The sequence below is a fragment of the Streptococcus sanguinis SK1 = NCTC 7863 genome, assembly GCF_000194945.1.
In the GTDB taxonomy this organism is placed as follows: Bacteria; Bacillota; Bacilli; order Lactobacillales; family Streptococcaceae; genus Streptococcus; species Streptococcus sanguinis.
Map to the genome: position 1 here is coordinate 513,264 of NZ_GL878507.1, position 24,849 is coordinate 538,112.

Genomic DNA, 24,849 nt, shown 5'->3' on the forward strand with positions numbered 1-24,849 from the left:
TATAAGAGAGTGAGGAAAATGTTTTATGACAAGCTTATCAGAAAAAATCAAAGCAACAGCAGCCTTCTTAAAGGAAAAAGGGATGACAGAGCCTGAATTTGGTCTGATTTTGGGATCTGGTTTGGGAGAATTGGCTGAAGAAATCGAAAATGCTGTTAGTCTTGACTATGCGGATATTCCAAACTGGGGCCGCTCAACTGTTGTTGGCCACGCTGGTAAATTAGTCTATGGAGACTTGGCAGGACGTAAAGTCTTGGCACTGCAAGGCCGTTTCCATTTCTATGAAGGAAATCCTTTAGAAATCGTTACCTTCCCAGTGCGTGTGATGAAGGCTCTTGGTGCGACAGGTGTTATTGTGACAAATGCAGCTGGTGGTATCGGCTATGGCCCCGGTACGCTTATGGCCATCACTGACCACATCAATATGACTGGTCAAAATCCTTTGATCGGTGAAAACTTGGATGAATTTGGTCCGCGTTTCCCTGATATGTCTAAATCTTACACTCCAGAATACCGTGCCGTCGCTCATAAAGTTGCTGATAAGCTCGACATCAAGCTGGATGAGGGTGTTTATATCGGTGTAACTGGACCAACTTATGAAACACCTGCTGAAATTCGTGCTTACAAGAGTTTGGGTGCAGATGCAGTCGGCATGTCTACTGTTCCTGAAGTGATTGTAGCAGCACATTCTGGTTTGAAAGTCCTTGGAATTTCATGCATTACAAATTTTGCTGCTGGGTTCCAAGAAGAGCTTAATCATGAGGAAGTGGTTGAGGTAACAGAGCGTGTCAAGGGTGATTTTAAACGACTTCTTAAAGAAACACTTGCTGAATTGTAAAAAATGTTGAAAGGCGGAGTGTCTGGGTTGGTAATTAAACCCGGAACAGCCTTTCTATCTAGCTGATAAAATCATTAAACTAAAGAAAGCTAGAGTGTGTTCAGATTTGAACACGAGCGAAAAACTATCTTTCAAATAAACACAGAAAGGAAGGGCATCTGAGTTTGAATTGAACTCGGGCTAGAGGCGGTGCAAAAAAGATAAATCTACCTAGATGCAGTCGCATCTTCGTTCGTTTCCTATTTTTGCTTTGCCTCTTTTAAGCCCTTAGTATCTTATATTATGTCTATTCATATTGCTGCTAAACAAGGCGAGATTGCTGATAAAATCCTTCTTCCGGGGGATCCGCTTCGGGCTAAGTTTATTGCGGAAAATTTCCTTGAGGATGCTGTTTGCTTCAATGAAGTCCGCAATATGTTCGGTTACACTGGTACTTATAAAGGACAATGTGTTTCAGTTATGGGAACTGGGATGGGGATGCCATCAATCTCTATCTATGCGCGTGAGTTGATTGTTGACTACGGTGTGAAAAAGCTGATTCGTGTGGGAACTGCTGGCTCGCTGAATGCTGATGTCCATGTCCGTGAATTAGTACTGGCGCAGGCAGCTGCAACCAATTCCAACATTATTCGTAATGACTGGCCACAGTATGATTTTCCGCAAATCGCTAGCTTTGATTTGTTAGATAAGGCCTACCATATCGCCAAAGGTCTTGGTATGACAACCCATGTTGGGAATGTCTTGTCGTCTGATGTCTTTTACTCAAACTACTTTGAAAAGAATATTGAGCTTGGTAAATGGGGAGTTAAAGCTGTTGAAATGGAAGCGGCTGCTCTTTACTACTTGGCAGCTCAACACCATGTAGATGCTCTGGCAATTATGACTATTTCTGACAGCTTGGTCAATCCTGAAGAGGACACGACAGCTGAAGAACGCCAAAATACCTTCACCGATATGATGAAGGTTGGTTTGGAAACCTTGATTGCAGAAGCATGCAAGTAGATGTCAAAGAAGCTATTCTCTTTGCTATTTCCCGCTATGACTATGCTTATGCCCATAAACTGGCTGAGCGAGCAGGAAGCAGTGTCCAGTCTGACTTGGTCCTTCTTCTTGAGGCTTTAGCGGAGCGAAGAGAGCTCAACATCCAATCTATCATGAATCTAAAGTTGGAAATCACTAGGTCTGACCTAGCTGATTTTCAGCTTTTTTGCCATGAAAATGAAGCGGATGAGCAGCTGGTCAATTACCTTTATGATCTGGAAGCCAAGCTGAGAAATGAGCAGCTGATTGACTTTATCCGAGCAGTCAGTCCGGCTATTTATCGGATTTTTATGCGGCTGATTCGCATGCAAATACCAGATATTGACAGCTATATTCATAATTCTCGAGGGGCTAGTTACGACCGATGGAAGTTTGAAAAGATGCGACATTCAGATAATCCTGACCTACAAAATTTTCATGCAGAAAGCACGGTCAATTCTTCTAGTTTGACGGAGCTGATTTTGCAGTTGAATTTACCCGAATCTGTCAAAGAATCAGCACAGCAGCTAAGAGAGTTAGAAAAATCAGTCCGCAATCCACTGGCTCATCTTATCAAGCCTTTCGATGAGGAAGAATTGCACCGGACGACAGGTTTCTCATCTCAGCATTTTATGGCGCTTCTGGTTGATTTGGCGCAGGAGACAGGCATAGTTTTTCAGAGGGAGCCTTTTTACTTCGACCGAGCAAATGTGGTCATAGAAAGTCTCTTATAAGGAGTAGCAGGATGGATAAGATTGCAAGGCTGCAAGAATTGATAGACCAAAGCCAGAATATCGTCTTTTTTGGTGGAGCGGGGGTTTCGACTGAGTCCAATATTCCAGACTTCCGCAGCTCAGATGGGATATACAGCGTCGAGCTGGGTCGGCATTTTACAGCAGAGCAGCTGGTTTCTCACACGATGTTTGAGCGCTATCCGCAGGAGTTTTTTGACTTTTACAAGAAGTATCTGCTTTATCCGGATGCTAAGCCCAATGCGGCTCATGTCTACTTGGCAGACTTGGAGAAGACGAGCAAGCTCAAGGCTGTGGTGACTCAAAATATCGATAGCTTGCATGAAATGGCCGGTTCGAAAAAGGTTCTCAAGCTTCATGGCAGTGCGGATAGAAATTACTGTCTGAATTGTCAGCGATTCTATGATTTGGCCGGTTTTCTAGCTTTGAAGGGTACCGTTCCTCACTGTCTTGACTGTGGTGGCATTGTCAAACCAGATGTGACTCTCTATGAAGAACCGCTAGATATGGAAGTTTTCCAGCAGGCAGCTCAAGCTATCCATCAAGCAGACCTGCTGATAATCGGCGGGACTTCCTTAGTCGTCTATCCCGCAGCCAGCCTCATCCAGTATTTTGCAGGTAAGCATTTGGTTGTCATCAACAAGACCAGCATCCCTCAAGACAGCCAGGCAGATCTAGTCATTGAGGGTAAGATAGGGGAAGTGATGGGGAAGTTGAAACAATAGCGAAAACACCTGAAAAAGCTTTTTCGGGTGTTTTTTTGCAGTTTATTTATCAAACTTCACTTCTTCAATCAGATACTCAATGAAGCGTTCTCCCATTTTGGATAGGCTAGCTTTTTCGTGTTGGATGTAGACCAGCTCAATCGGATCATCAATGTCCAGTGGGATTGACACGATATTATCTCCGTTGAGGTTGCTGTTGAGGATACCGGTTGCAATTGTGTAGCCGTCCAAACCAATCAAAAGATTAAAGAGGGTCGCGCGGTCGCTGACGACGATAGATTTTTTATGGTGCTCCTGAGAGAGAATTTCCTCGGAAAAGTAGAAGGAGTTGTGAGTTCCTTGGTCGTAGCTGAGGTAGGGGAAGTTTTCTAAGTCAGATAATTGAACCAGCTTTTTCTTGGCCAGCGGATTGGACTTGCTGACAAAGATATGGGGCTGCGCTGTGAAGAGATGAGTGGCAATCAAGTGATTGTCATCCAGCATCTTGGATAGGACATCGCGGTTGTAGCTATTGAGAAAGAGGACGCCAATTTCGCTGCGGAAGTTTTTTACGTCGTCAATAATTTCCCAAGTCCGAGTTTCCCGCAGAAAGAGCTCGTATTTCTCCATATCGCTTTTTTTAAGCAGGGAGACAAAAGCGTTGACTACAAAAGCATAGTGCTGAGCAGACACGCTGAAAAGCTCGCGGTGGGCGACAGGGTTTTTGTATCGCTCCTCTAGAAGTTGCGTCTGCTCAACAACCTGCCGGGCATAAGAAAGAAACTCCATGCCGTCCTTGGTCAAGGTAATTCCTTTGGGATTGCGAATGAAAATCTCGATACCCATTTCATTTTCCAAATCCCGTACAGCGTTAGATAGGCTAGGCTGGGTAATGAAAAGCTGCTTGGCAGCTTCGTTCATGCTGCCAGTCTCGACGATTTTGATAATATAGTGTAACTGTTGAATTCTCATAGGACTATTTTATCACAAACTGGGGATTTTTTCCCAATAAATCAATGAAAGCTAGTAAGGTTTTATGATTGAATTTATTAAAATGGACAGATGGTAAAAGAAATTCTATTGGATATAGTGACATTTTTAAAGTTTATTCTTATCGGAATTATAGAGCGATTTTATCAAGTCTTTTATAATGAAACAGGTTTTGCAATTTCAAGTTATTCGTGATATGATGATTTTTAGAGTGTAAAAGGAGTAGTTATGAAGAGAAAAGAAGATTCTTTTGAAGATATTGCTCTTGAGTTAGAGAAGGAGACATCTAAGTCTAAGTTCTTACCATTCGTTCTATTAGCCATTATTGGCTTTTCTATCGTTGGAGCAGTTTTTTTGATGCTTTCTATATCGCAAAAGACTAAATCTAAGCAACCGGTGAGCCAGTCAAGTCAGATTATTTCACCATCAAAAAAATTAGAGGATAAGAAGACTGAAGTAAAAAAAATTCGCTGAAAGTCTTACAGTTCCTCCAGAAAAAAGTGGTTCCTTTCTTTGGACGGTTGACAAGGCAGTTTCTCTACCCATGGACAAAGCTAAAGGCGGAGCGGCCTTGGAAGATGTTTTAAGAGAATTTGGAAGACCTGTTGAAGCTGGTTCGTGGATTGATTTTTCATCAAATAATGAAATTCAAAAGCATATTCGTCTTTTTTGGAAAGAGAAGGATGGTGCTCTTGGTTATGTTTCTTTAACCTTTGCTGAATTTGATGGTGTCTATAAGCTCATTTCCAAGTACCATTCTAACCTTGCAAGTGATGAAATTAAGGTGGATCAAAATCCTAATAGAAACTTTTTATGGACACAAGAATATATAGATAGTCTTGTTATTGGTGCTAGAGAAGGTACTGACAAAGGTACGGTGTATGATGAGATTGTTTCAAATGTTGGTTTGCCGCTGTATCAGACGATTTTGGGAGAGGACAATCAACTTAAGATGCAGACTACTTATAACAATCCAAGGGGATGGAGATTTCCAGATGAATTGAAAACTGTTAATTTAGAATTTTATAAGCAAGAAGATGGATCGTGGCGTTTAGTTTCTAAACAAAGCCAGTAAACTAAATAAAAAGGAGAAGACTAACTTGAGAAAGAATAGCATGAAAAAACACGATGCCAATTCATTTAGAGATATAAAAAAAGAACTTTATAAACAACAAAAGATAAAAAGAGAAGAACTTACCATGATGGCCATACAGGAGGAGAAAAAATCGATTAATTCGACCTTTATTCTTCTTTGTTTGAGCATGTTATTTGCTTTGTTCTTTGGGGTCTATTATTTTTCTCAAAAGATTCCTAAAGCTAACCTTAAGTACAAATATAATAAGACAGTTTCGTCAGTTAGTAGAGAAAGCTCTACTACTCAGCAAGATGATGAATCAGAAATGTACAGAAAACAGGATGAACTTAGGATGAAAATTGTTGAGATAGTACAAAAAAAGTTTTCTTTTAACTGGACATTAGATAATTTTGTAGAACTAAAAATGGGAAAACCTGGAGAGTTGAGTTCTAATCCAACTTTAGAAGAAGTTGTTGCGAAATATGGTAAGGGTTCAGGCGTAAGTTTTATCGACAACGGATTGATTCTGACTTATAAGACAAGAATTGTAGATGTTCCGAGATATGGTTCGTCGGGACATCCTCAGGAGATAAGTTTAAGTTTTACTTCTCTTGATTCTAATGGGGAGAAGTACTATTTGACAAATAAAATGGCAATGTTTTTAAATGACAGTAATTATCTTTCAGCTACCAAAGATGAATTTGTTTTTAATTGGAAGCCAGAAGATATGGATACATTGATAGTAGGTGATAGAAATCATGGCAAAGGAGGAATGACTTATCAAGAAATTGTTGATCGATTTGGCCTACCTTCATATACTAATATTTCCGGAAATGATACAGATTATAGTCCCTTATCACTGCAAGCGAATTATTTGATTGCTCGTCGTTCTGAATCTGAACGAAAATTGGATAGGGTGTCTTTGATTTTCAAGAGGCAGGAGGATGGCAGCTTTCGTCTTGCGGATGCAAAGAGTGAATTTGACAAGGACTGGTAAAGCTGTGGTAGGTCGGAGATCTTAAAATTCTAATATTTTTTATGGCTTGACAATCCTTATCTCTAACGATATAATGTTTACAATTTAACCTTTAATCAAGTCCAGTGAGGCTGCAAGGTAAAAAACACTATAAGAGGCAATTGGCTGCCTTGTTTTTTGCGAAACCTTGCTGCGGCGAGGTTTTTTCTTGTAGAAAGTGAGGTTGTTATGGTTAGTGATAGTTGCAAAAGGAGATTTGGCAAGATTATGCTGGAGCAGATGGAGCTACTGGAGCAAGTAGAAATTGCACCTAATATTTTTTCTATGCTCCTAAAGGGGCAAATGGTCAGCCAGATGCAAGCTGGGCAGTTTTTACATATTCGGGTACCAGATGACAGCAAGCTTTTGCGTCGGCCTATCTCAATCGCAGAAATTGATCGTGACAATCTGACTTGTCGCATCATTTATCGGATAGAAGGCGGTGGGACGGCTATTTTTTCTCAACTGCCACTCGGCTCGTTTCTTGATGTTATGGGGCCTCAGGGAAATGGCTTTGATTTAAGTCCTGTGAGGGCAGGTGACCACGCTTTGATTATCGGTGGTGGGATTGGTGTTCCACCTCTGCTTGAGGTTGCTAAAGAATTGCATGCCAAGGGTGCTCAGGTGACGGCTGTATTGGGATTTGCTGATAAAGCTGCTGTCATTTTGGAATCAGAAATGAAAAAATACGCTGATGTCATTGTCACGACGGATAATGGTTCCTATGGTCGCAAGGGCTATGTATCAGCTGTGGTAGATGAGATGACTCAAGACTATGCGGCTGTCTATTCCTGTGGAGCGCCAGCCATGCTCCAGTATGTTGATCGTAAGTTTCAGGACCATCCGCATGCTTATCTCTCCATGGAGTCTCGTATGGCTTGTGGTATGGGCGCTTGCTATGCCTGCGTCGTTCATGTGGCAGGTCAGGACGAGTCAGTCAATAAGCGCGTTTGTGAAGACGGTCCGGTCTTTGAGACGGGCACGATTATTGTCTAGGAGGGGAAAGAATGAGTGACAAACGTTTAAAAGTTTCCTTGCCAGGCTTGGACCTAAAAAATCCTATTATTCCAGCATCTGGCTGCTTTGGCTTTGGTCAAGAATATGCCAAATACTATGACTTGGACTTACTGGGTTCTATCATGATAAAGGCTACGACTTTGAACCCCCGCTTTGGCAATCCCACTCCGCGGGTGGCAGAAACGCCAGCTGGTATGCTCAATGCCATTGGCCTTCAAAATCCAGGTGTTGAGGTTGTTCTAGCTGAAAAACTGCCCTGGTTGGAAAAACATTATCCCGACCTTCCAATCATCGCTAATGTAGCGGGCTTTTCCAATCAAGAATATGCCACAGTGGCTGGAAAAATTTCTTTAGCTACCAATGTCAAGGCTATCGAGCTCAATATCTCCTGCCCTAATGTTGACCATGGAAATGCTGGCCTTTTGATTGGTCAAGTTCCAGAGTTGGCTTACGGAGCAACCAAAGCAGCAGTAGAGACTTCTGCTGTACCAGTCTATGTCAAATTGACTCCGAGCGTAGCAGACATCACTCAGGTAGCTAAGGCTGTTGAAGACGCTGGTGCTGCTGGTTTTACCATGATTAACACCTTAGTAGGTATGCGGTTTGACTTAAAGTCGCGCAAGCCTATTATCGCTAATGGCACTGGAGGTATGTCAGGTCCGGCTGTCTTTCCGGTAGCTCTCAAGCTAATCCGTCAAGTGGCGCAAGCAAGCAAACTTCCCATCATTGGTATGGGGGGAGTTGATTCGGCGGAGGCTGCTCTGGAGATGTTTATAGCGGGCGCTTCAGCTATTGGAGTTGGAACTGCCAATTTTACGGATCCATATGCCTGCCCGACCATCATTGAGAACCTGCCTGATCTTATGGATAAATACGGCATCGAGAGTCTTGAAACTTTACGAAAAGAAGTTCGAGAGAATTTTCTTTAAAGTTATATTTTTACTTGACAATCCTGCTGTGAAATTATAGAATGAACTAAATATAACCTTTAAAGAAGTCCAGAGAGGCTACTAAGGTACATACGTTTGAATGGCAGATACTGCCACATTTTCGTGTAACCTTGCTCTCGGGCAAGGTTTTTTCTATATCTCTGAACCTAACGTGAAGGTTGGTTTTGAGATATAAATACCCAATGGGCTTCTTTAAAGATAAAAATTAAAAAGGAGATTCTCCCCTCATGCGTGAAGAACGGCCAATTATCGCCCTCGATTTTCCATCTTTTGACGATGTCAAAGATTTCTTGGAGCATTTTCCGGAAGATGAAAAACTCTATGTCAAAATCGGCATGGAATTCTTCTATGCCATCGGTCCTGAAATCGTTCATTATCTGAAAGGTCTTGGACACAGCATTTTCTTGGATCTGAAACTGCACGACATTCCCAATACTGTGCGCTCAGCCATGTCTGTCTTAGGTACATTTGGCATCGACATGGTGACGGTCCATGCAGCAGGTGGTGTGGAGATGATGAGCGAAGCCAAGAAGGTTTTGGGAGATAAGGCTAAGTTGGTTGCTGTGACTCAGCTGACCTCGACCAGCGAGGAAGATATGCGTAATTGCCAAAATATCCAGACTACGGTTCAGGAGTCTGTTGTCAACTACGCTCGGAAGGCCAAAGAAGCCGGTCTGGATGGCGTAGTTTGCTCAGCTCAAGAAGTGGAACTGATTAAGGCGGCAACTGCGGATGATTTCCTCTGTGTGACGCCGGGTATTCGGCCAGCTGGATCAGAAATTGGCGACCAAAAACGGGTCATGACACCGCAGGAAGCTCATCAAATCGGCAGTGATTATATTGTAGTCGGCCGTCCGATTATCCAAGCTGAAAATCCTTGGGATGCCTACCACGAGATTAAGAAGCAGTGGAATAGCTAAGTAAGAACAAGAGATACGATTTAAATCGATATACAAAATTAACAGCATCATAAACATTCAAATTTATAAGGAGCAAAAAATGACTTTAGCAAAAGAGATTGCGCGTGATTTATTGAAAATCAAAGCTGTGTATTTGAAGCCGGAAGAGCCTTTTACATGGGCGTCGGGCATCAAGTCACCTATATATACGGATAACCGAGTGACCTTGGCTTATCCAGAAACTCGGACCTTGATCGAGGATGGTTTTGTAGAAAAGATTCGGGCGGAATTTCCAGATGTAGAAGTCATTGCCGGAACTGCGACAGCGGGCATTCCTCACGGAGCCATTATCGCAGATAAGATGAACCTGCCATTTGCCTATATTCGCAGCAAACCAAAAGATCACGGAGCGGGCAATCAAATCGAAGGTCGCGTAGCACCTGGGCAGAAGATGGTTGTCATTGAGGATTTAATCTCAACTGGCGGTTCGGTCTTGGATGCGATTGCTGCCGCTAAACGTGAAGGTGCAGATGTGATTGGCGCAGCAGCTATCTTTACCTATGAGCTACCAAAAGCAGAAAAGAACTTTAATGAAGCGGGTGTGAAATTGGTGACCCTTTCTAACTACACTGAGCTAATCACTCTGGCTGAAGCAGAAGGTTATGTCAGTCCTGAGGGCTTGGCCTTGCTTGAGAAATTTAAGCACGACCAAGAAAATTGGCAGGCTTAGACCGAATACAAATAAAATGATCTGACTCTTATTCAGGTCATTTTTCTGTAAAACGTCCTTGTATTGCCTTTAAAAATGGCTTAAAGTCTTGGTGTTTGGTATAATAGAGCTATGTCTAAGATTTATCATCTATCCTTTTCGATATTACAGAAAGTTATGCTGATTACGGCTGTTCACTGGTTTCTGATTGCCATCTGGCATGTTGCAGAGCTGAATATTTTGGCTTTGTTTGCCTTTGCTGGCTTGGCTTATCTGGCCTATCGCTATCGGAATTTGCTAGGAAAAACTTATCATTGGCTGATGAAGCATAAACTTCTTGTTATGCTAGCTGCCTTTATTTTTCAGCTGATAATGCTCTTTTCAGCAGAGCTTTTGATTAGGCGGGATGCAGCAGTTGTCTTTACAGGAGCTTTCAAAACTCTGAAAGAAAGCTCTATTTCCAGCTATCTGACCCGCAACCCTAACAATGTCTCTCTCTTTCTATACGAGCGTTTTTTCTTTAATGTATTTGGGGGATCTGGTCTATGGGTCATGCAAGCCTTGAATATTGTTTATACTAACGTAACGGCCTTGATTCTCTACAAGGGCTGCCAAAAGTATTTTTCCCAAAAGGCTGCAGATGCTGTCTTTAGTCTTTATGTGCTTTTACTGGGCTTTTCTCCTTATTTCTTTTCAATGTATACCGATATTCCCCCCCTTCCTTTCATCAGTCTGCAGATTTTCCTAGTTCTGGGATTGCTGAAAGGAGAGGAATCAAGCCGACAGCTGGTTTGGCGCAGTATATTGCTTGGGCTAATGACTAGTCTGGCTTTCTTCTTTAGACCGACAGTAATGATTCTACTGATAGCTGTCTTCGGAGTCCTCTTTTTCAAAAAGAATTGGAAGAAGTTCTTTCTGACACTAGTCGTTTTTGCTTGCAGTTTTGCGATTAGCTATGCTCCGCTGCATTACTGGTCCAAGCATCAGACAGAGGTGCCAATTATGAAAGGAGAGGGACTAGCAAAGGGTCCCCTGCTCTTTATCAATCTAGGTCTGACCTTCAATGGCCACAATCAGGAAGATATGAAAGAAGGGCTCTTGCAGTATATTGAGCCCGATAAGCAGTATGACTATAACAATGGCATGTTTGCCAAGGAATATGTAATCAAGGAAATCAAGCGGCGCTTAAGTGGATATAATCCTTTGACTTTAGCTCATCATCTCTTCCATAAGCAGTCTCTGACTGTGGCAGAAGGAGATTTGGGCTGGCTCTACCGCAGTGTCGAAAATGAAAAGACGCCTTATATATCGCCTTTTTACCAAGATACGAAGAATAATCCTTTTACTCAGTTTGTCCGTGACTTCTTCCTGAACACTGACAAGTCAGAATTTGTCTATTTCTCATTGTCCAAGCAGGTGGTTTGGATTGTCATGGCAGCAGGACTTGTCTTTGCTCTTTGGAAATATCGCTCCAGTGATGAGCTGAATTTTCTAACCTTAGCTGTTTTTGGCGGCCTGCTCTTTTTGCAGATTTTCGAGGGAGGAAAGACGAGATACCTGATTCAGTTTTTGCCACAGATACTGATTCTGTCTGCTGTGGGCTTATCTCAGTACCCACAAGCCCTAAGGAAGTTTCGCTTTTGGACTAGAAAGAAGGAATCTTTGAAATGAAAAGACCTGTTCCTATCTATGAACCGCTTTATAGCTTGAAGCCCATTGCTGAGAATATCTGGATTGTCGACGGTGATTTGATTGAGATGGATGCGGTGCTGACAAAATTGCCTTTTTCTACCCGCATGACTGTCATCAAGTTAGCAAATGGCCAGCTCTGGTGCCATTCACCAATTCAGCCAAATCAAGCCTTGTTTGACCAGTTGGACGCTTTGGGACCAGTCGCACACCTCGTTTCACCTAATAAGATTCACTATGCCTATATAGCTGACTGGAAGAAGCGCTATCCGGAGGCAATTGCTTGGTCTAGCCCAGGAGTTGAGGAGAGAGCGGCCAAGCAGAAAATTCCAGTCTCTTTTGATGAAAAGCTGACGAATGAGGCTCCTGAAGCTTGGGCAGGCCAGATAGATCAGTTGGTTTTCAAGGGAAGTCCTTATATTGAGGAAGTTGTCTTTTTTCACAAGGACAGTCAAACTTTGATTTTGACAGATTTGATTGAGAATTTTGAAACAGACCGTTTTCCGAGTTCGCTTCGCAGCAAGGTTTATAAATTGGTTCGTGTTGCAGCTCCGGACGGCCAGACGCCTATTGACTACCGTATGACCTTTATTGGTCATCAAAAAGAAGCCAGAGAGTGTTTGAAGCAGATGTTGGCTTGGCAACCAGAAAAAATCATCCTAGCCCATGGTTCTTTTTTTCTGGAAAATGGCACAGCAGAACTCAGAAGAGCACTTAGGTGGATAAGGTGAGAGAATTTTATCGAAGGAAATGAGAGGAGACATATATGCAACATTCAGCTTGGCACGCTTTGATTAAGGAGCAGCTGCCGGAAGGTTATTTTGCAAAAATCAATCATTTTTTAGACGAAGTGTATGCTTCAGGGACCATTTACCCACCTCGGGAAAAGGTATTTAATGCGATTCAGACGACAGATTTAGCAGATGTTAAGGTGGTTATTTTGGGGCAGGACCCCTACCACGGACCTAGACAGGCACAGGGCTTGAGTTTTTCGGTACCTGATGACATTCCAGCTCCGCCTTCTTTGCAGAATATTCTTAAAGAACTGGCAGACGATATCGGAGTGAAGGAGTCGCATGATTTGACTTCATGGGCTAAGCAAGGGGTTCTCTTGCTCAATGCTGGTCTGACAGTGCCTGCTGGCCAGGCTAATGCGCATGCCGGCTTAATCTGGGAGCCTTTTACAGATGCTATTATCAAGGTAGTTAATGAGAAGAGCGATCCAGTTGTCTTTATCCTATGGGGTTCTTACGCCCGTAAGAAAAAAGCCTTGATTAGTAATTCCCAACATTTGATTATCGAGTCAGCTCACCCAAGTCCGCTGTCAGCTTACCGTGGTTTCTTTGGCAGCAAACCTTTTTCACGTACCAATGATTTCTTAGTGGCTAAGGGCTTGGAACCTATTGATTGGTTAGCTTAGGAGGTAGTATGGTTCAGTTAGCAACGATTTGTTATATCGATAATGGCCGGGAGTTTCTCATGCTGCACCGCAACAAAAAGCCCAATGATGTTCATGCTGGGAAGTGGATTGGTGTCGGTGGCAAGCTAGAGCGAGGAGAAACCCCGCAGGAATGCGCTGCACGCGAGATTCTAGAGGAAACAGGACTAAAGGCTAAACCTGTTCTCAAAGGCGTTATTACTTTTCCGGAGTTTACTCCCGACTTGGACTGGTACACCTATGTTTTTAAGGTGACTGAGTTTGAGGGTGAACTGATTGAATGCAACGAAGGGACTTTGGAATGGGTGCCCTATGACCAGGTTTTATCTAAACCAACCTGGGAAGGCGATCATACTTTTGTTGAGTGGCTTTTAGAAGACAAGCCTTTCTTTTCTGCAAAGTTTGTTTATGACGGAGATAAGCTATTGGATACGCAGGTGGACTTTTACGAATAAGGAGATAAGATGATGCTATTAATCAAAAACGGACGAGTTATGGATCCTAAGACTGGTTTTGACCAAATTACTGACCTCTTGGTCGAGGGGAAGAAAATTGTCAAAATCGGTCAAGATTTGCAGGCAGAAGGAGCAAAAGTTATTGACACGAGTGGTTTGGTTGTGGCTCCAGGTTTGGTGGATATACACGTTCATTTTCGGGAGCCGGGCCAGACTCATAAGGAAGATATTCACACGGGGGCCTTGGCAGCAGCAGCAGGTGGTTTTACGACCGTTGTAATGATGGCCAATACCAATCCGACCATTTCTACAGTTGAAACTCTGAAAGAAGTACTGGAGTCGGCTAGTCGGGAAAATATCCATATCAAGTCGGTTGCAACAATTACAGAGAATTTTGATGGACAGCATCTGACAGATTTTCAAGGTCTCTTGGCAGCTGGTGCAGTAGGTTTTTCTGATGACGGTATTCCACTGACCAACGCTGGCATTGTCCGCCAGGCGCTCGTAGAAGCACGTAAAAATGACACCTTTATCAGCTTGCACGAGGAAGATCCCAATCTCAACGGCATACTCGGTTTTAACGAGCATATTGCTAAAGAGCATTTTCATATCTGCGGCGCGACAGGTGTGGCAGAGTACAGCATGGTTGCTCGCGATGTCATGATTGCTTATGATGCAAAGGCTCATGTGCATATCCAGCATTTGTCCAAGGCTGAGAGTGTAAAGGTTGTGGAATTCGCTCAGAAGCTAGGCGCTCAAGTCACTGCTGAAGCAGCACCTCAGCACTTCTCTAAGACAGAAGCTTTGCTATTGACCAAGGGTAGTAATGCTAAGATGAATCCGCCTCTGCGCTTAGAATCGGACCGTCTGGCGGTTATTGAGGGGCTCAAATCAGGTATCATTTCTGTCATTGCGACGGACCATGCTCCACATCATGCTGACGAGAAAAATGTAGCCGATATCACTCAGGCGCCTTCTGGTATGACTGGGCTTGAGACTTCGCTTTCTCTGGGACTGACCTACTTGGTAGAGGCTGGTCATCTGAGCTTGATGGAGCTTTTGGAGAAAATGACATTTAATCCAGCTCAGTTGTATGGTTTTGATGCTGGATTCATCGCTCAGGATGGTCCTGCTGATTTGACAATATTTGATCCAGAAGCAGATAGACTTGTGACTGACCACTTTGCCTCCAAGGCAGCCAATTCACCTTTTGTTGGTGAAAAGCTTAAAGGCCAAGTGAAGTTTACTATCTGTGATGGGGAAGTTGTCTTTAAAGGATAATGCAGATTAGACTCTGATGAATTTCAGGGTCTTTTTTAACACAGAAAATTTTCTAGTAATTTTCTGAAAAAACGAATGTTTGTTAAAATAGTAGTGGTTTAGTTCCTTTTTAAGCAAAAAAGATGTATAATATAACAAAATACTAAAGAGGAGTGTTCGTTATATGAAGAAGAAATTTTTCATCTTACCTGTTCTATCAACGGTGCTTTTGGCACCTGCTTTTTTGGCCCATCAAGTCTCTGCAGAAGAGGCTCAGGCTAGTCCAGAGCCAGCAAAGGCTGAGTTGACCAATCAGCCAGCTGCTGAGACAGCTTCTGAAGTGCAACCAACTGCTCCAGCAGCTTCAGCAGAAGAAAAGCCAGCAGCAGATAGTCAGAATACAGCTGCTCCGGCTGGTCCAGCTGCGACAGAAGCCGCTGCAGCACCAGCTCAGTCTGAAAATCTGCCAGAGGCTACGATTCTTCATACCAACGATGTGCATGGCCGCATCGTAGAGGAAAAAGGCGTTATCGGTGATGCTAAGCTGGCAACTGTCATCAAGGAAGAGCGCGCTAAAAACCCTAAAGCGCTAGTTGTAGATGCGGGTGATGCCTTTCAGGGTCTGCCAATTTCCAATAGTTCAAAAGGGGAAGAACGGGCGAAAATCCTCAATGAAATAGGCTACGATGCTATGGCAGTCGGGAACCATGAGTTTGACTTTGGTCTAGATGAGGCAAAGAAATACAAGGAAATTCTTAAATTCCCACTTCTCAGTTCTAACACCTACGCCAACAATGCTCGAGTTTTCCAAGCATCTACTATTGTAGACAAGGATCCAGCGGTTGAGGGAGATGAGTTTGTGGTAATCGGTGTGACAACACCTGAAACTGCTACAAAAACTCACCCTAAAAACATCCAAGGTGTTACCTTCACTGATCCAATCACAGAGGTTAATCGAGTTATTGACGAAATTGAAGCACGCGCAGCAGCAGAAGGAAAGAACTACAAAAACTACGTTGTTCTAGCTCACTTGGGTGTTGACACGACAACTCCGACTGAGTGGCGCGGTTCAACCTTGGCTGAAGCTCTTTCTAAAAATCCTAAGCTCAAAGGCAAGCGCGTAACCGTTATTGACGGCCACTCTCACACAGTAGAGTCTACCACTTATGGCGATAATGTCACCTACAACCAGACTGGTAGCTACCTGCATAATATCGGAAAAGTAACTTTCAAGGCTAATCAGCTGCTAGGTAATCCTCAGCAAATCCCTGCTGAAACAGCTAAGAAAGTCGCTCCAGACCCAGTTGTAGCAGACATGGTCAGCAAGATTAAAGCCAGATACGACGCAGATAATGCCAAAGTTATCGTAGCAAACAGCCCAGTAGAGCTTAATGGTGACCGTGAAAATGTCCGAGTTCGCGAAACCAATCTGGGAAATGTTGTAGCCGATGCTCTCTACGATTATGGTCAAACTGGCTTTGCCAATAAAACAGACTTGGCTGTTACTAATGGCGGCGGTCTGCGCGAAACTATTGCCAAAGACAAGCCAATCACCAAGGGAGATGTCATCGCCGTATTGCCTTTTGGGAACACTATTTCTCAAATCAAGGTGACTGGTCAAAATATCGCAGATATGTTTGCCAAATCTCTGGGCTCTATTCTTCAGGAAAAAGATGGCAAGCCTGTGCTGGATGAGAACGGCCACCCCTTGCTAGAACCAAGCGGTGGCTACCTGCAAATCTCTGGAGCTAAAGTCTACTACGACACCACTCTGCCAGCTAATCAACGTGTCCTCCACATCGAGATTAAGAACAAAGAAACGGGTGTTTATGAGCCTCTTGATCCAAATAAGACCTACTATCTGACGACCAATGACTTCTTGGCTGCTGGTGGTGACGGCTATACCATGCTGGGTGGCCCTCGCGAGGAAGGACCATCTATGGATGTGGCCTTCGCAGACTATCTGGCAAAAGCTGATTTGACAGCCTATGCGGTTATCAATCCAAACTCACGCGCTATCTCTATTTCATCCACAAAGGATACAGACGGCGATGGCTACACAGATATTGAAGAAATCAAGCAAGGAACAGATCCGGCTAATGCAGCTTCCTACCCAGCTGGTGCTAAAGCAGCTGATCCTGCAAAACAGGCAGCTCCACTGGTTAATACTCCAAAACAAACCAAGCAAGTACCTGTCCATGTTGCCAAGACCTTCACTAAGGATCCTGCGGCTAAAGAACTGCCACAGACAGGCAGCGAATCAACAGTTGTCCTGAGCTTAGTTGGTATGGTTTTAGGATTCTTTGGGTTGGCAGGAATCAAGAAAAGTCATAAAGAAGACTAGTTAGAAGACACAATAAAACGGAAGTTGTTCACTTCCGTTTTATTTTTTAGCCTTAGGATTTTGATGTGTGATATTCAAGCCCCAAGGGATTAAATTTTCTTTTTTCTGTTTGATACGTTGGATATTGTCCTTGTGCCGGAGGATAATAATTAAAGCTAACGCAATAATAATCAGAGTAAAAAAGAGATCATAGCTGGGCAATATAAAGCCGACTAGAGGAAAGAGCAGCGCCGACAGGATAGCGATGACTGCTGAGAGCACACTTGCCAGAGAAATCATACTTCCCAGATAAAGGATGCTGGCAAAGATGACAATCAGATAGACAAAGAAGGCTGGTGAGAAGCCCAGAACAACCCCTGCACTGGTTGCCACGGCCTTGCCACCCTTAAAACCAGCAAAGATAGGAAAGGTATGGCCAATCACAGCCAAGAGGCCAAAGACAAGCGGCGAAACTCCCTCAATATGCAAAAAGAAAGGCAGCAGGGTCGCTGCAGTTCCTTTGAGAAAGTCGATAGCAAAAGTAGCCGTCCCAGCCGTCTTTCCCAAAATGCGGAAAGTATTGGTCGTTCCGGTATTGCCACTGCCGTATTCCCGCAGGTTCTTTTTAAAGAAAATTTGCCCAATCCAAAGTCCAGTCGGAATAGAGCCCAGTAAGTATGCTAGTATTAATCCAATTATCGTGTTCATCATGATTTTATTATACCATTATTTCGCTTTCTTACAATAGAAAAGGATAGAATTTATAGCAGGAAATGTCTACTCGGATATTGGATTGTTCTTCGTGTAAAATCAGTCCTCATCAGCAGTTTTTTCAAAAAAATCTTTGCAATATTTGCCAAAAACTTGTAAGATAGAAAAGATGAATCATTAGGAGGTTCTTGTGGCAAAAAAGGAAATCAATATTAACAATTATAACGACGATGCCATTCAGGTATTAGAAGGGTTGGATGCAGTCCGCAAACGTCCTGGGATGTATATCGGTTCAACCGACGGAGCAGGACTCCACCATCTGGTCTGGGAGATTGTGGACAATGCTGTCGATGAAGCTCTGTCAGGCTTTGGTGACCGGATTGATGTGACTATCAACAAAGACGGCAGTCTGACTGTCGCAGACCACGGACGCGGGATGCCAGTCGGCAAGCATGCTATGGGCATCCCCACGGTTGAAGTCATCTTCACCGTTCTCCACGCTGGCGGTAAGTTCGGCCAAGGTGGCTATAAGACCTCAGGTGGTCTCCACGGTGTAGGTTCCTCTGTTGTCAATGCCCTGTCCAGCTGGCTGGAAGTGGAAATCACACGAGATGGGACTGTTTATAAGCAGCGCTTTGAAAATGGCGGAAAACCTGTCACTACGCTCAAGAAAATCGGCACTGCACCTAAGTCTAAGTCTGGGACCAAAGTGACCTTCATGCCGGACGATACGATTTTTTCAACGACAGACTTCAAGTACAACACCATTGCTGAGCGGCTTAAGGAATCAGCCTTCCTGCTCAAGAATGTCCGTCTGTCACTGACCGATGCGCGGACTGGCGAAGAAGTAGAGTTCCACTATGAGAATGGGGTTGAAGACTTTGTCAGCTATCTCAACGAAGACAAGGAAACCCTGACTCCTGTCCTCTATTTCGAGGGTGAGGAGAGCGGCTTCCAAGTTCAGGTGGCCCTCCAGTACAACGACGGCTACGCCGATAATATCCTGTCCTTTGTCAATAACGTCCGCACCAAGGACGGCGGGACTCACGAGACGGGACTCAAGACCGCTATTACCAAGGCCATGAACGACTATGCCAGAAAGACCGGCCTGCTCAAGGAAAAGGACAAGAATCTGGAAGGATCGGACTACCGCGAAGGTTTGGCTGCTGTCCTGTCCATCCTGGTCCCTGAGGCTCACCTGCAGTTTGAAGGCCAGACCAAGGACAAGCTGGGCAGTCCTTTGGCTCGTCCAGCCGTGGACTCTATCGTTTCTGACAAGCTGACTTTCTTCCTTTTGGAAAATGGCGAGTTAGCTTCTAATCTTATCCGCAAGGCTATCAAGGCCAGAGATGCTAGGGAAGCAGCCCGTAAGGCGCGTGACGAAAGTCGGAATGGCAAGAAGAATAAGAAAGACAAGGGCTTGCTGTCTGGTAAGCTGACTCCGGCCCAGTCCAAGAATCCAGCCAAGAACGAACTCTATCTGGTCGAGGGAGATTCTGCCGGCGGCTCTGCCAAGCAAGGCCGTGACCGTAAGTTCCAAGCCATCCTCCCCCTGCGCGGTAAGGTTATCAATACTGCCAAGGCTAAGATGGCCGACATTCTCAAGAACGAAGAAATCAACACCATGATTTACACGATTGGAGCTGGCGTTGGGTCAGACTTTACCCTTGAGGATGCCAACTATGACAAGATCATCATCATGACTGATGCGGACACCGACGGTGCCCATATCCAGACCTTGCTGCTGACCTTTTTCTATCGCTATATGCGGCCGCTGGTCGAGGCTGGCCGCGTCTATATCGCCCTGCCGCCTCTCTACAAGATGTCCAAGGGCAAGGGCAAGAGCGAAGTCGTCGAGTATGCCTGGACCGATGGCGAGCTGGACGACCTGCGCCGCAAGTTTGGCAAGGGGGCCATGCTTCAGCGCTACAAGGGGCTCGGTGAAATGAACGCTGATCAGCTCTGGGAGACGACCATGAATCCCGATACCCGTACCCTCATTCGTGTCACCATCGAAGACCTAGCACGCGCAGAACGCCGCGTTAATGTCCTCATGGGAGACAAGGTCGAACCACGCCGCAAGTGGATTGAGGATAATGTGAAGTTTACGTTGGAAGAAGCGACAGTGTTTTAAGAAGAAACTATTTGCATAAGAAGATATGGCTTACCAATTTTAAACTAAAGAATTTAGAAAATAAATATCCACATAATAAGGAGTAGTTTATGGATTTTACCGTTCAACCTATAAAAATAAGCGATTTATTATCGAAAAAAACTTATTTAATTCCTAGATACCAAAGAGAGTATTCGTGGAATAGCAAGGAATTGATAGATTTCTGGAATGATATATTAGGTCAATTAACTGAACAAGAAGGAGATATTAAGACAAGTGAGTATTTTTTTGGTACAATCATTTTGATAGGTGATATGATACAACCTAATAAACCAATAGAAATCGTTGATGGTCAACAAAGAATGACAACTTTTACGATCTTTTTATCGGCTTTGTCTGCGTCATTTTTAGATATCAGAGAAACATTGGCTAATAAGGTTTGGGACTATGTGATTGCTGAAAATGATGATGGGGAAGAATTTGTTATTTTAAAAAACGATACAGCAGGAAGTTATTTTGCGGATAAGATCCAAAAAAGATTATATGTAAATGATAATGGGAAATTTCAAGATTATTATAAGAATTATCAGCATATTCTTAATCGGGAGAAGAATGAAGATGATCTGACTGATGAGGAACGTTGTATAAAATACGCCTATGAATTTTTTATTGAGAAACTTAGAGAGAATAATTTAAAGGATATATTAGAAAAATATAATCTTTCGCATGAAGAGTTATTGAAGCTATTACGAGATCAACTATTAAATAGTCAAGTTATATATATTTCTTCACAGCAGGAAGAAAGTGTAAATGTTATTTTTGAAAATATAAATTCTAAAGGTAAGAGTTTGTCTTCTTTAGATATGATAAAAAATGAAATTTTTTCTGTAGAGGATAAGATCGTTCCCAAAGATGATGCTAGAGAAACTTGGAAAAATATAACAGATAATTTATCTAAATTTAAAGGACCAATTTCAAAAGAGAAATTTTATAGATATTACTGGATTTCAAGAAATACAAATAGTACAGAATCAGAATTATATAAAAATTTCAAGAAAAAAATTAATAAAAATGACTACCTAGAGTTTTTACAACAACTTGAAAAATCTTCCGAATTATATGTAAAAGTTTTTAATAAAGACGAAGATTTGTTTAAAAAACATAACTGGTCTGATAAAGATATTAAAAGATTCAATTATTCAATTACTTGTTTGACCGACTACTTCTCTATACAACAATCCCAGTTACTTATTCTTGTACTATGTGAAAGATATAATGTGATTGATCCTAAGAAGCCCAAAATAAAGAAGAAGATTTTAAATGGTTTTATAAAAAGTTTAGAAAACTTTCACTATTTGTATAATGCAATTACTTCAAGTCCAAATAATAAATTAGAAACACGGTATGCCAATACTGCAAGAAAAATCTATAAAGCCAGTAATGAAGAGTTACCAAAAATTCTGGAAGATTTTAAAAAGGAATTATTTGCTTTATTGCCATCAAGGGAGAAATTTGTGGATAATTTTGGTAAGTTGTCTTATCAAAAAGAAACGAGATCTAAAAAGGATAAGAAATCAAACCTTATAACAAAATATTCATTGCGGAGATTTGAAGAAATCTTAGGGGGAAATGAAAGTTTACTGGGATATTCAATAGAACATATTATTCCTGAATCAAAAGATAATCCAGATAAGGTAAATAACATTGGGAATATGATCTTGCTGGAAGAACGTCTAAATAATCTCGCCGATGATAAATCAGTTAAGGAGAAAGAGGTTATCTATAAAAATAGTCGGTATAGCAATGTTAAGCTATTTTTAGATACTTTTAAAAAGGATGGTGTTATTCAATTTAATGAAGATGACTTTGCTCAAAGGCGAAAGTACATGGCTGATTTTTTATACGATCATATTTCTGATGAACTAAAGTAATAGATGATGTAATACATAATTATATGCATGTCAATAAACTAACTGATTAAAAATCACCTGACTAAAAACTTGCCAGCGGTTTATTTTCAAAAAAACGGCTGGCAGAAAAAGGTCAGCTTGGAGGGACTGGCGCAAATTTATCAACAAGAAAGAAGGTAGCCGTGGTTTTAGATAATAAATGGGGATAACCAGTAGCGCGGAACTGGCACGCGAGGAGGAGCGCCTGACTAAGGTCAGAGTCAAGCAACTCTTTGGGAGCGGGCAGTTGTTTGCCTTTGAGGTCGGCACCTTTGTTGGCTTGTCGGCTATCCACGCCCAGCTTTTTGGCGACATCTACGATTTCGCTGTACACATTCGCGACGTCAATATCGGCAAGGACGATTTTCAGTTTGCGCCCCGCATGTTTTTGGAGCAATCGCTACGCTACATTAACAAGCTCCCTCAGAGAATTTTGACTAGATTGTCGATAAATACGCGGATATGAACATTGCTCATCCTTTCCGAGAGGGGAATGGACGCGCCATGCGGATTTGGCTAGATTGTATGCTTCGTCAGAAGCTGGGTAAAGTGGTAGATTGGAACGCCATTGATAAGGATGAATACCTGAATGCCATGAAGCGTAGTGCAGTGTCGACTGGAGAACTCAAGTATCTCCTCTTGAATAATCAAACTGATGACCTCACTCAGGCCCGTTTCTTTAAAGGTGTGGATGCTTCATATTATTACGAAGGGTAGACAAGGGATTTATGAAGTTCAAGTAAAGGTGACGATCATCTTTTGTATGTAAACAATCGCTAAAACTATTGGAGGTGAGGTATTGATTACGTTATTAATGTTGCCTTTTTTCCTTGTTCTCCTAGCCGTTTTTGGAATTATATATGATTTAATGACCAATAAAGGTAGAAAAGAGTGTGCTCGCACAGTATCCTTGTTTATATTGAACATCCTCACTATTGGTATCTGTCTATTAGATCTACCAATGGAAAGTAAACCATACTCAGGAATAGGGTTTATCTTATTTTATGCACTTGCTTTCACCCCTTTGATGATTGTTTTCTCATTATATACCCTCTATAGGATTGGAAAACATTATAGGTATTTTAAGAGTAAGTTTGCTATAATACTCCTATTCAATGCTATTTTACTTTTCCTTCTTTCATTAGTAAATACTTTTGTATTATGGAGAAGCTTTAAAATATATCATAGAAACGATATTAAATTGTTTTATTTTGTTTTAATTGTTTTAGGGATTTGTTCAACTATCCAATTCATTGTAGGGGAGCTTGAGAAGAAAAGAATACGAAGCATCCAAAAACAAGAGGAGCAAGACGGCTATGAAAAATAACTCTATAAAAGATATGTGCGGACAACATAGAAGTGAAGCGCAAATGCTGAGGTTGATTTCACAGACTGCTAAAACTTTACAAGTCGAGGCTGTCGCCATGTCTGGTTCACGGACAAATCCAAAAGCGCCAAAAGACGAGTTTCAAGACTATGATGTTGTTTATGTCATGGACGATTTAGATAATCTGACGAGGGATCTTTCTTGGTTGGACCAGTTTGGCAAACGTCTGATTGAACAGTATAATGTACTTGGACACCGTCGTCTCTATCTCATGCTTTTTGAAGATGGCAATCGGATAGATTTGACCCTCTGCCCAAAAGAGCACATGCAAGAGTGGGTGGATAGTGAGGCTGGGTTCACCGTTTTAGAAGATCCTAAGGGTTTGTTTGAACCTTATCTACCTAGTCCTCAGCGCTTTTGGACAAGTCCAGCTAGTACGATAGATTTTGAAAAAACTTGTAATGAATTTTGGTGGGTATCAGCCTACGTGGTCAAAGGGATTTGTCGTAAGCAAGTTCTCTACGCGACGGATCATCTCTACGGCATTTGTCAACAAGAACTCTTGAAGGTCTTAGCTTGGCAAGTAGCAGCAGATAAGGGAACAGTTGATGTTGGCAAGAACTACAAGTACCTCTTTCAGTATTTGCCTGCCGAGAAAGAGAAAAATTTCTCAAAACTGCTTGCCTTTTCTGATCAGAAAAAACTCATCAAGTCTCTCTTGGCTACCATGGACTTTTTCCACAAAGAAGCACAAGCTTTCTCTCTCAAAACTGGCTTCCACTATGACAAAGCAACTGCAGAGAAAATGATTGAGTATGCTGAGGAGAGACTTGAAACAAATGAAATATTTACAAAATAATAAGATAGCTAAATTTTTACTGATTAGTTTTCTCATTTCTTGGGGATTTGGTTGGGGATTGCTCGCTTTTCTGACGCAAATGAGCCTCTTAAGTCTAACAAGTCCGCTGGGGGTTTTTCTCCATCTGCTAGGAGGTTTCGGTCCAACCATTGCAACCATTTCTTGTTTGCCTCAAAAATCAATTAAAAGCATAGTCTCTTTTATCTTAGGGGACTCAAAGAAATATATTTTGTTATTTCTTATACTAATTTTCGTGCAGACGGGTGTTATTGCTGTCTCGTCTAAGGAGATTAATCCAGCTTTTCCACTAGGAAATTTGTTTGTTGTTTTTTTGAGTGCAGTCTGTGTTTATGGTGGCGAAGAAGAATTGGGATGGCGAGGCATCTTGCAACCAACTTTGGAAACTAGATTCTCCTTTTGGATTTCCGGTTTGATAACAGGTTGTATTTGGGCAGTATGGCATGTACCTTTATGGTTTGTGATTGGAAGCTCTCAAAGTAGGATGCCTTTTATATTATTCAGTCTATTCGCAATTTATCTCAGCATTCTTCTAGCGGCTGTTTTCAAAAAGACTAAGTCGGTCCTCTTTTGCGCCATTTTTCACGGTCTAATTAATACCCTACTTAGCTTATTTGTTATTAAAATTAATCTTTTATTCATTCTAGGATTAGTAGGATTGCTCTTCTTTTCTCACTACCTACAAAGAAACAGTTAAATTTATAAAATATAGATTTACTTTGCAACTAAACATTAAAA

The 24,849-nt window shown here is 42.3% G+C and carries 22 protein-coding genes and 2 pseudogenes; 22 read left to right on the forward strand and 2 right to left on the reverse strand.

All coding sequences use genetic code 11. The annotated features are described in order from the left end of the window. Window positions 1-25: 25 nt before the first annotated feature. The 4 genes from HMPREF9378_RS08265 to HMPREF9378_RS08250 all read left to right on the forward strand — a co-directional run bounded on the left by HMPREF9378_RS08265 (window position 26) and on the right by HMPREF9378_RS08250 (window position 3,335). Window positions 26-838, forward strand: coding sequence for a purine-nucleoside phosphorylase (locus tag HMPREF9378_RS08265; RefSeq protein WP_002913536.1), 813 nt, complete (start codon window positions 26-28; stop codon window positions 836-838). A gap of 282 nt (window positions 839-1,120) precedes the next feature. Further along, window positions 1,121-1,840 carry a purine-nucleoside phosphorylase gene (deoD, locus tag HMPREF9378_RS08260; RefSeq protein ID WP_002900270.1) on the forward strand — a complete coding sequence of 240 codons (720 nt, stop codon included), beginning with the start codon at window positions 1,121-1,123 and terminating at the stop codon, window positions 1,838-1,840. Beyond that, entirely contained in the window at window positions 1,831-2,592 is a 762-nt protein-coding gene (locus HMPREF9378_RS08255) for a hypothetical protein (RefSeq protein WP_002900271.1), read from the forward strand. Before deoD ends, HMPREF9378_RS08255 begins: the two co-directional genes overlap by 10 nt. Window positions 2,593-2,603: 11 nt before the next feature. Continuing rightward, window positions 2,604-3,335, forward strand: coding sequence for an NAD-dependent protein deacylase (locus HMPREF9378_RS08250; RefSeq protein WP_002900272.1), 732 nt, complete (start codon window positions 2,604-2,606; stop codon window positions 3,333-3,335). Between the two features lie 42 nt (window positions 3,336-3,377). Here HMPREF9378_RS08250 and HMPREF9378_RS08245 read toward each other — a convergent pair whose 3' ends face one another. Beyond that, the gene (locus HMPREF9378_RS08245; protein WP_002897493.1) at window positions 3,378-4,286 is read right to left on the reverse strand and encodes a LysR family transcriptional regulator; all 909 of its coding nucleotides are present in this window, start codon (window positions 4,284-4,286) and stop codon (window positions 3,378-3,380) included. Between the two features lie 246 nt (window positions 4,287-4,532). Between HMPREF9378_RS08245 and HMPREF9378_RS11840 the strand changes: the two are divergent. The 12 genes and pseudogenes from HMPREF9378_RS11840 (at window position 4,533) to nt5e (ending at window position 17,155) form a co-directional block, all read left to right on the forward strand. After that, a pseudogene (locus tag HMPREF9378_RS11840) lies at window positions 4,533-5,379 on the forward strand (hypothetical protein). 40 nt (window positions 5,380-5,419) lie between these two features. Beyond that, window positions 5,420-6,376, forward strand: coding sequence for a hypothetical protein (locus tag HMPREF9378_RS08240; protein WP_002900275.1), 957 nt, complete (start codon window positions 5,420-5,422; stop codon window positions 6,374-6,376). 207 nt (window positions 6,377-6,583) lie between these two features. Further along, a complete protein-coding gene (locus tag HMPREF9378_RS08235; protein ID WP_032909550.1) occupies window positions 6,584-7,390 on the forward strand; it encodes a dihydroorotate dehydrogenase electron transfer subunit in 807 nt (268 codons plus the stop codon). Between the two features lie 11 nt (window positions 7,391-7,401). Further along, window positions 7,402-8,340, forward strand: coding sequence for a dihydroorotate dehydrogenase (locus HMPREF9378_RS08230; RefSeq protein ID WP_002900278.1), 939 nt, complete (start codon window positions 7,402-7,404; stop codon window positions 8,338-8,340). A gap of 248 nt (window positions 8,341-8,588) precedes the next feature. Further along, window positions 8,589-9,281, forward strand: coding sequence for an orotidine-5'-phosphate decarboxylase (pyrF, locus tag HMPREF9378_RS08225; protein WP_002900279.1), 693 nt, complete (start codon window positions 8,589-8,591; stop codon window positions 9,279-9,281). 79 nt (window positions 9,282-9,360) lie between these two features. Further along, entirely contained in the window at window positions 9,361-9,990 is a 630-nt protein-coding gene (pyrE, locus tag HMPREF9378_RS08220; RefSeq protein ID WP_002900280.1) for an orotate phosphoribosyltransferase, read from the forward strand. Between the two features lie 111 nt (window positions 9,991-10,101). Further along, window positions 10,102-11,640 carry a glycosyltransferase family 39 protein gene (locus HMPREF9378_RS08215; RefSeq protein WP_002913539.1) on the forward strand — a complete coding sequence of 513 codons (1,539 nt, stop codon included), beginning with the start codon at window positions 10,102-10,104 and terminating at the stop codon, window positions 11,638-11,640. Next, window positions 11,637-12,389: a DUF4336 domain-containing protein gene (locus HMPREF9378_RS08210; RefSeq protein ID WP_002900282.1), complete on the forward strand. Its 753-nt coding sequence runs from the start codon at window positions 11,637-11,639 to the stop codon at window positions 12,387-12,389. Before HMPREF9378_RS08215 ends, HMPREF9378_RS08210 begins: the two co-directional genes overlap by 4 nt. A 35-nt stretch (window positions 12,390-12,424) precedes the next feature. Further along, complete coding sequence (locus HMPREF9378_RS08205) at window positions 12,425-13,078, forward strand: uracil-DNA glycosylase (RefSeq protein ID WP_002900283.1); 654 nt, start codon at window positions 12,425-12,427, stop codon at window positions 13,076-13,078. An 8-nt stretch (window positions 13,079-13,086) separates the two neighbouring features. Beyond that, a complete protein-coding gene (locus tag HMPREF9378_RS08200; protein ID WP_002900284.1) occupies window positions 13,087-13,551 on the forward strand; it encodes an NUDIX hydrolase in 465 nt (154 codons plus the stop codon). Between the two features lie 12 nt (window positions 13,552-13,563). Next, window positions 13,564-14,832, forward strand: a complete 1,269-nt coding sequence (locus tag HMPREF9378_RS08195) for a dihydroorotase (protein ID WP_032905790.1) — start codon at window positions 13,564-13,566, stop codon at window positions 14,830-14,832. Between the two features lie 163 nt (window positions 14,833-14,995). Beyond that, window positions 14,996-17,155 (forward strand): cell surface ecto-5'-nucleotidase Nt5e, encoded by a 2,160-nt coding sequence (gene nt5e, locus HMPREF9378_RS08190; RefSeq protein WP_002913540.1) that lies wholly within the window; start codon window positions 14,996-14,998, stop codon window positions 17,153-17,155. 39 nt (window positions 17,156-17,194) lie between these two features. Here the strand turns inward: nt5e and plsY are convergent, their stop codons facing one another. Further along, complete coding sequence (plsY, locus tag HMPREF9378_RS08185) at window positions 17,195-17,845, reverse strand: glycerol-3-phosphate 1-O-acyltransferase PlsY (RefSeq protein WP_002900287.1); 651 nt, start codon at window positions 17,843-17,845, stop codon at window positions 17,195-17,197. Between the two features lie 190 nt (window positions 17,846-18,035). Between plsY and parE the strand changes: the two genes are divergently transcribed. From parE to HMPREF9378_RS08160, 6 genes and pseudogenes are all read left to right on the forward strand, one after another. Next, complete coding sequence (parE, locus tag HMPREF9378_RS08180; RefSeq protein ID WP_002900288.1) at window positions 18,036-19,979, forward strand: DNA topoisomerase IV subunit B; 1,944 nt, start codon at window positions 18,036-18,038, stop codon at window positions 19,977-19,979. Between the two features lie 89 nt (window positions 19,980-20,068). Continuing rightward, complete coding sequence (locus tag HMPREF9378_RS08175) at window positions 20,069-21,889, forward strand: DUF262 domain-containing protein (protein ID WP_002900289.1); 1,821 nt, start codon at window positions 20,069-20,071, stop codon at window positions 21,887-21,889. Window positions 21,890-22,050: 161 nt separating this feature from the next. Next, window positions 22,051-22,624: pseudogene (gene fic, locus HMPREF9378_RS11720) on the forward strand (protein adenylyltransferase Fic). A gap of 97 nt (window positions 22,625-22,721) precedes the next feature. Continuing rightward, window positions 22,722-23,234, forward strand: a complete 513-nt coding sequence (locus tag HMPREF9378_RS08170; protein WP_002900292.1) for a hypothetical protein — start codon at window positions 22,722-22,724, stop codon at window positions 23,232-23,234. Further along, window positions 23,224-24,093 (forward strand): aminoglycoside 6-adenylyltransferase, encoded by an 870-nt coding sequence (locus HMPREF9378_RS08165; protein ID WP_002900293.1) that lies wholly within the window; start codon window positions 23,224-23,226, stop codon window positions 24,091-24,093. Before HMPREF9378_RS08170 ends, HMPREF9378_RS08165 begins: the two co-directional genes overlap by 11 nt. Further along, a complete protein-coding gene (locus tag HMPREF9378_RS08160; protein ID WP_002900294.1) occupies window positions 24,074-24,808 on the forward strand; it encodes a CPBP family intramembrane glutamic endopeptidase in 735 nt (244 codons plus the stop codon). The genes HMPREF9378_RS08165 and HMPREF9378_RS08160 overlap by 20 nt, the downstream gene beginning before the upstream one ends. The last annotated feature ends 41 nt before the right edge of the window (window positions 24,809-24,849 follow it).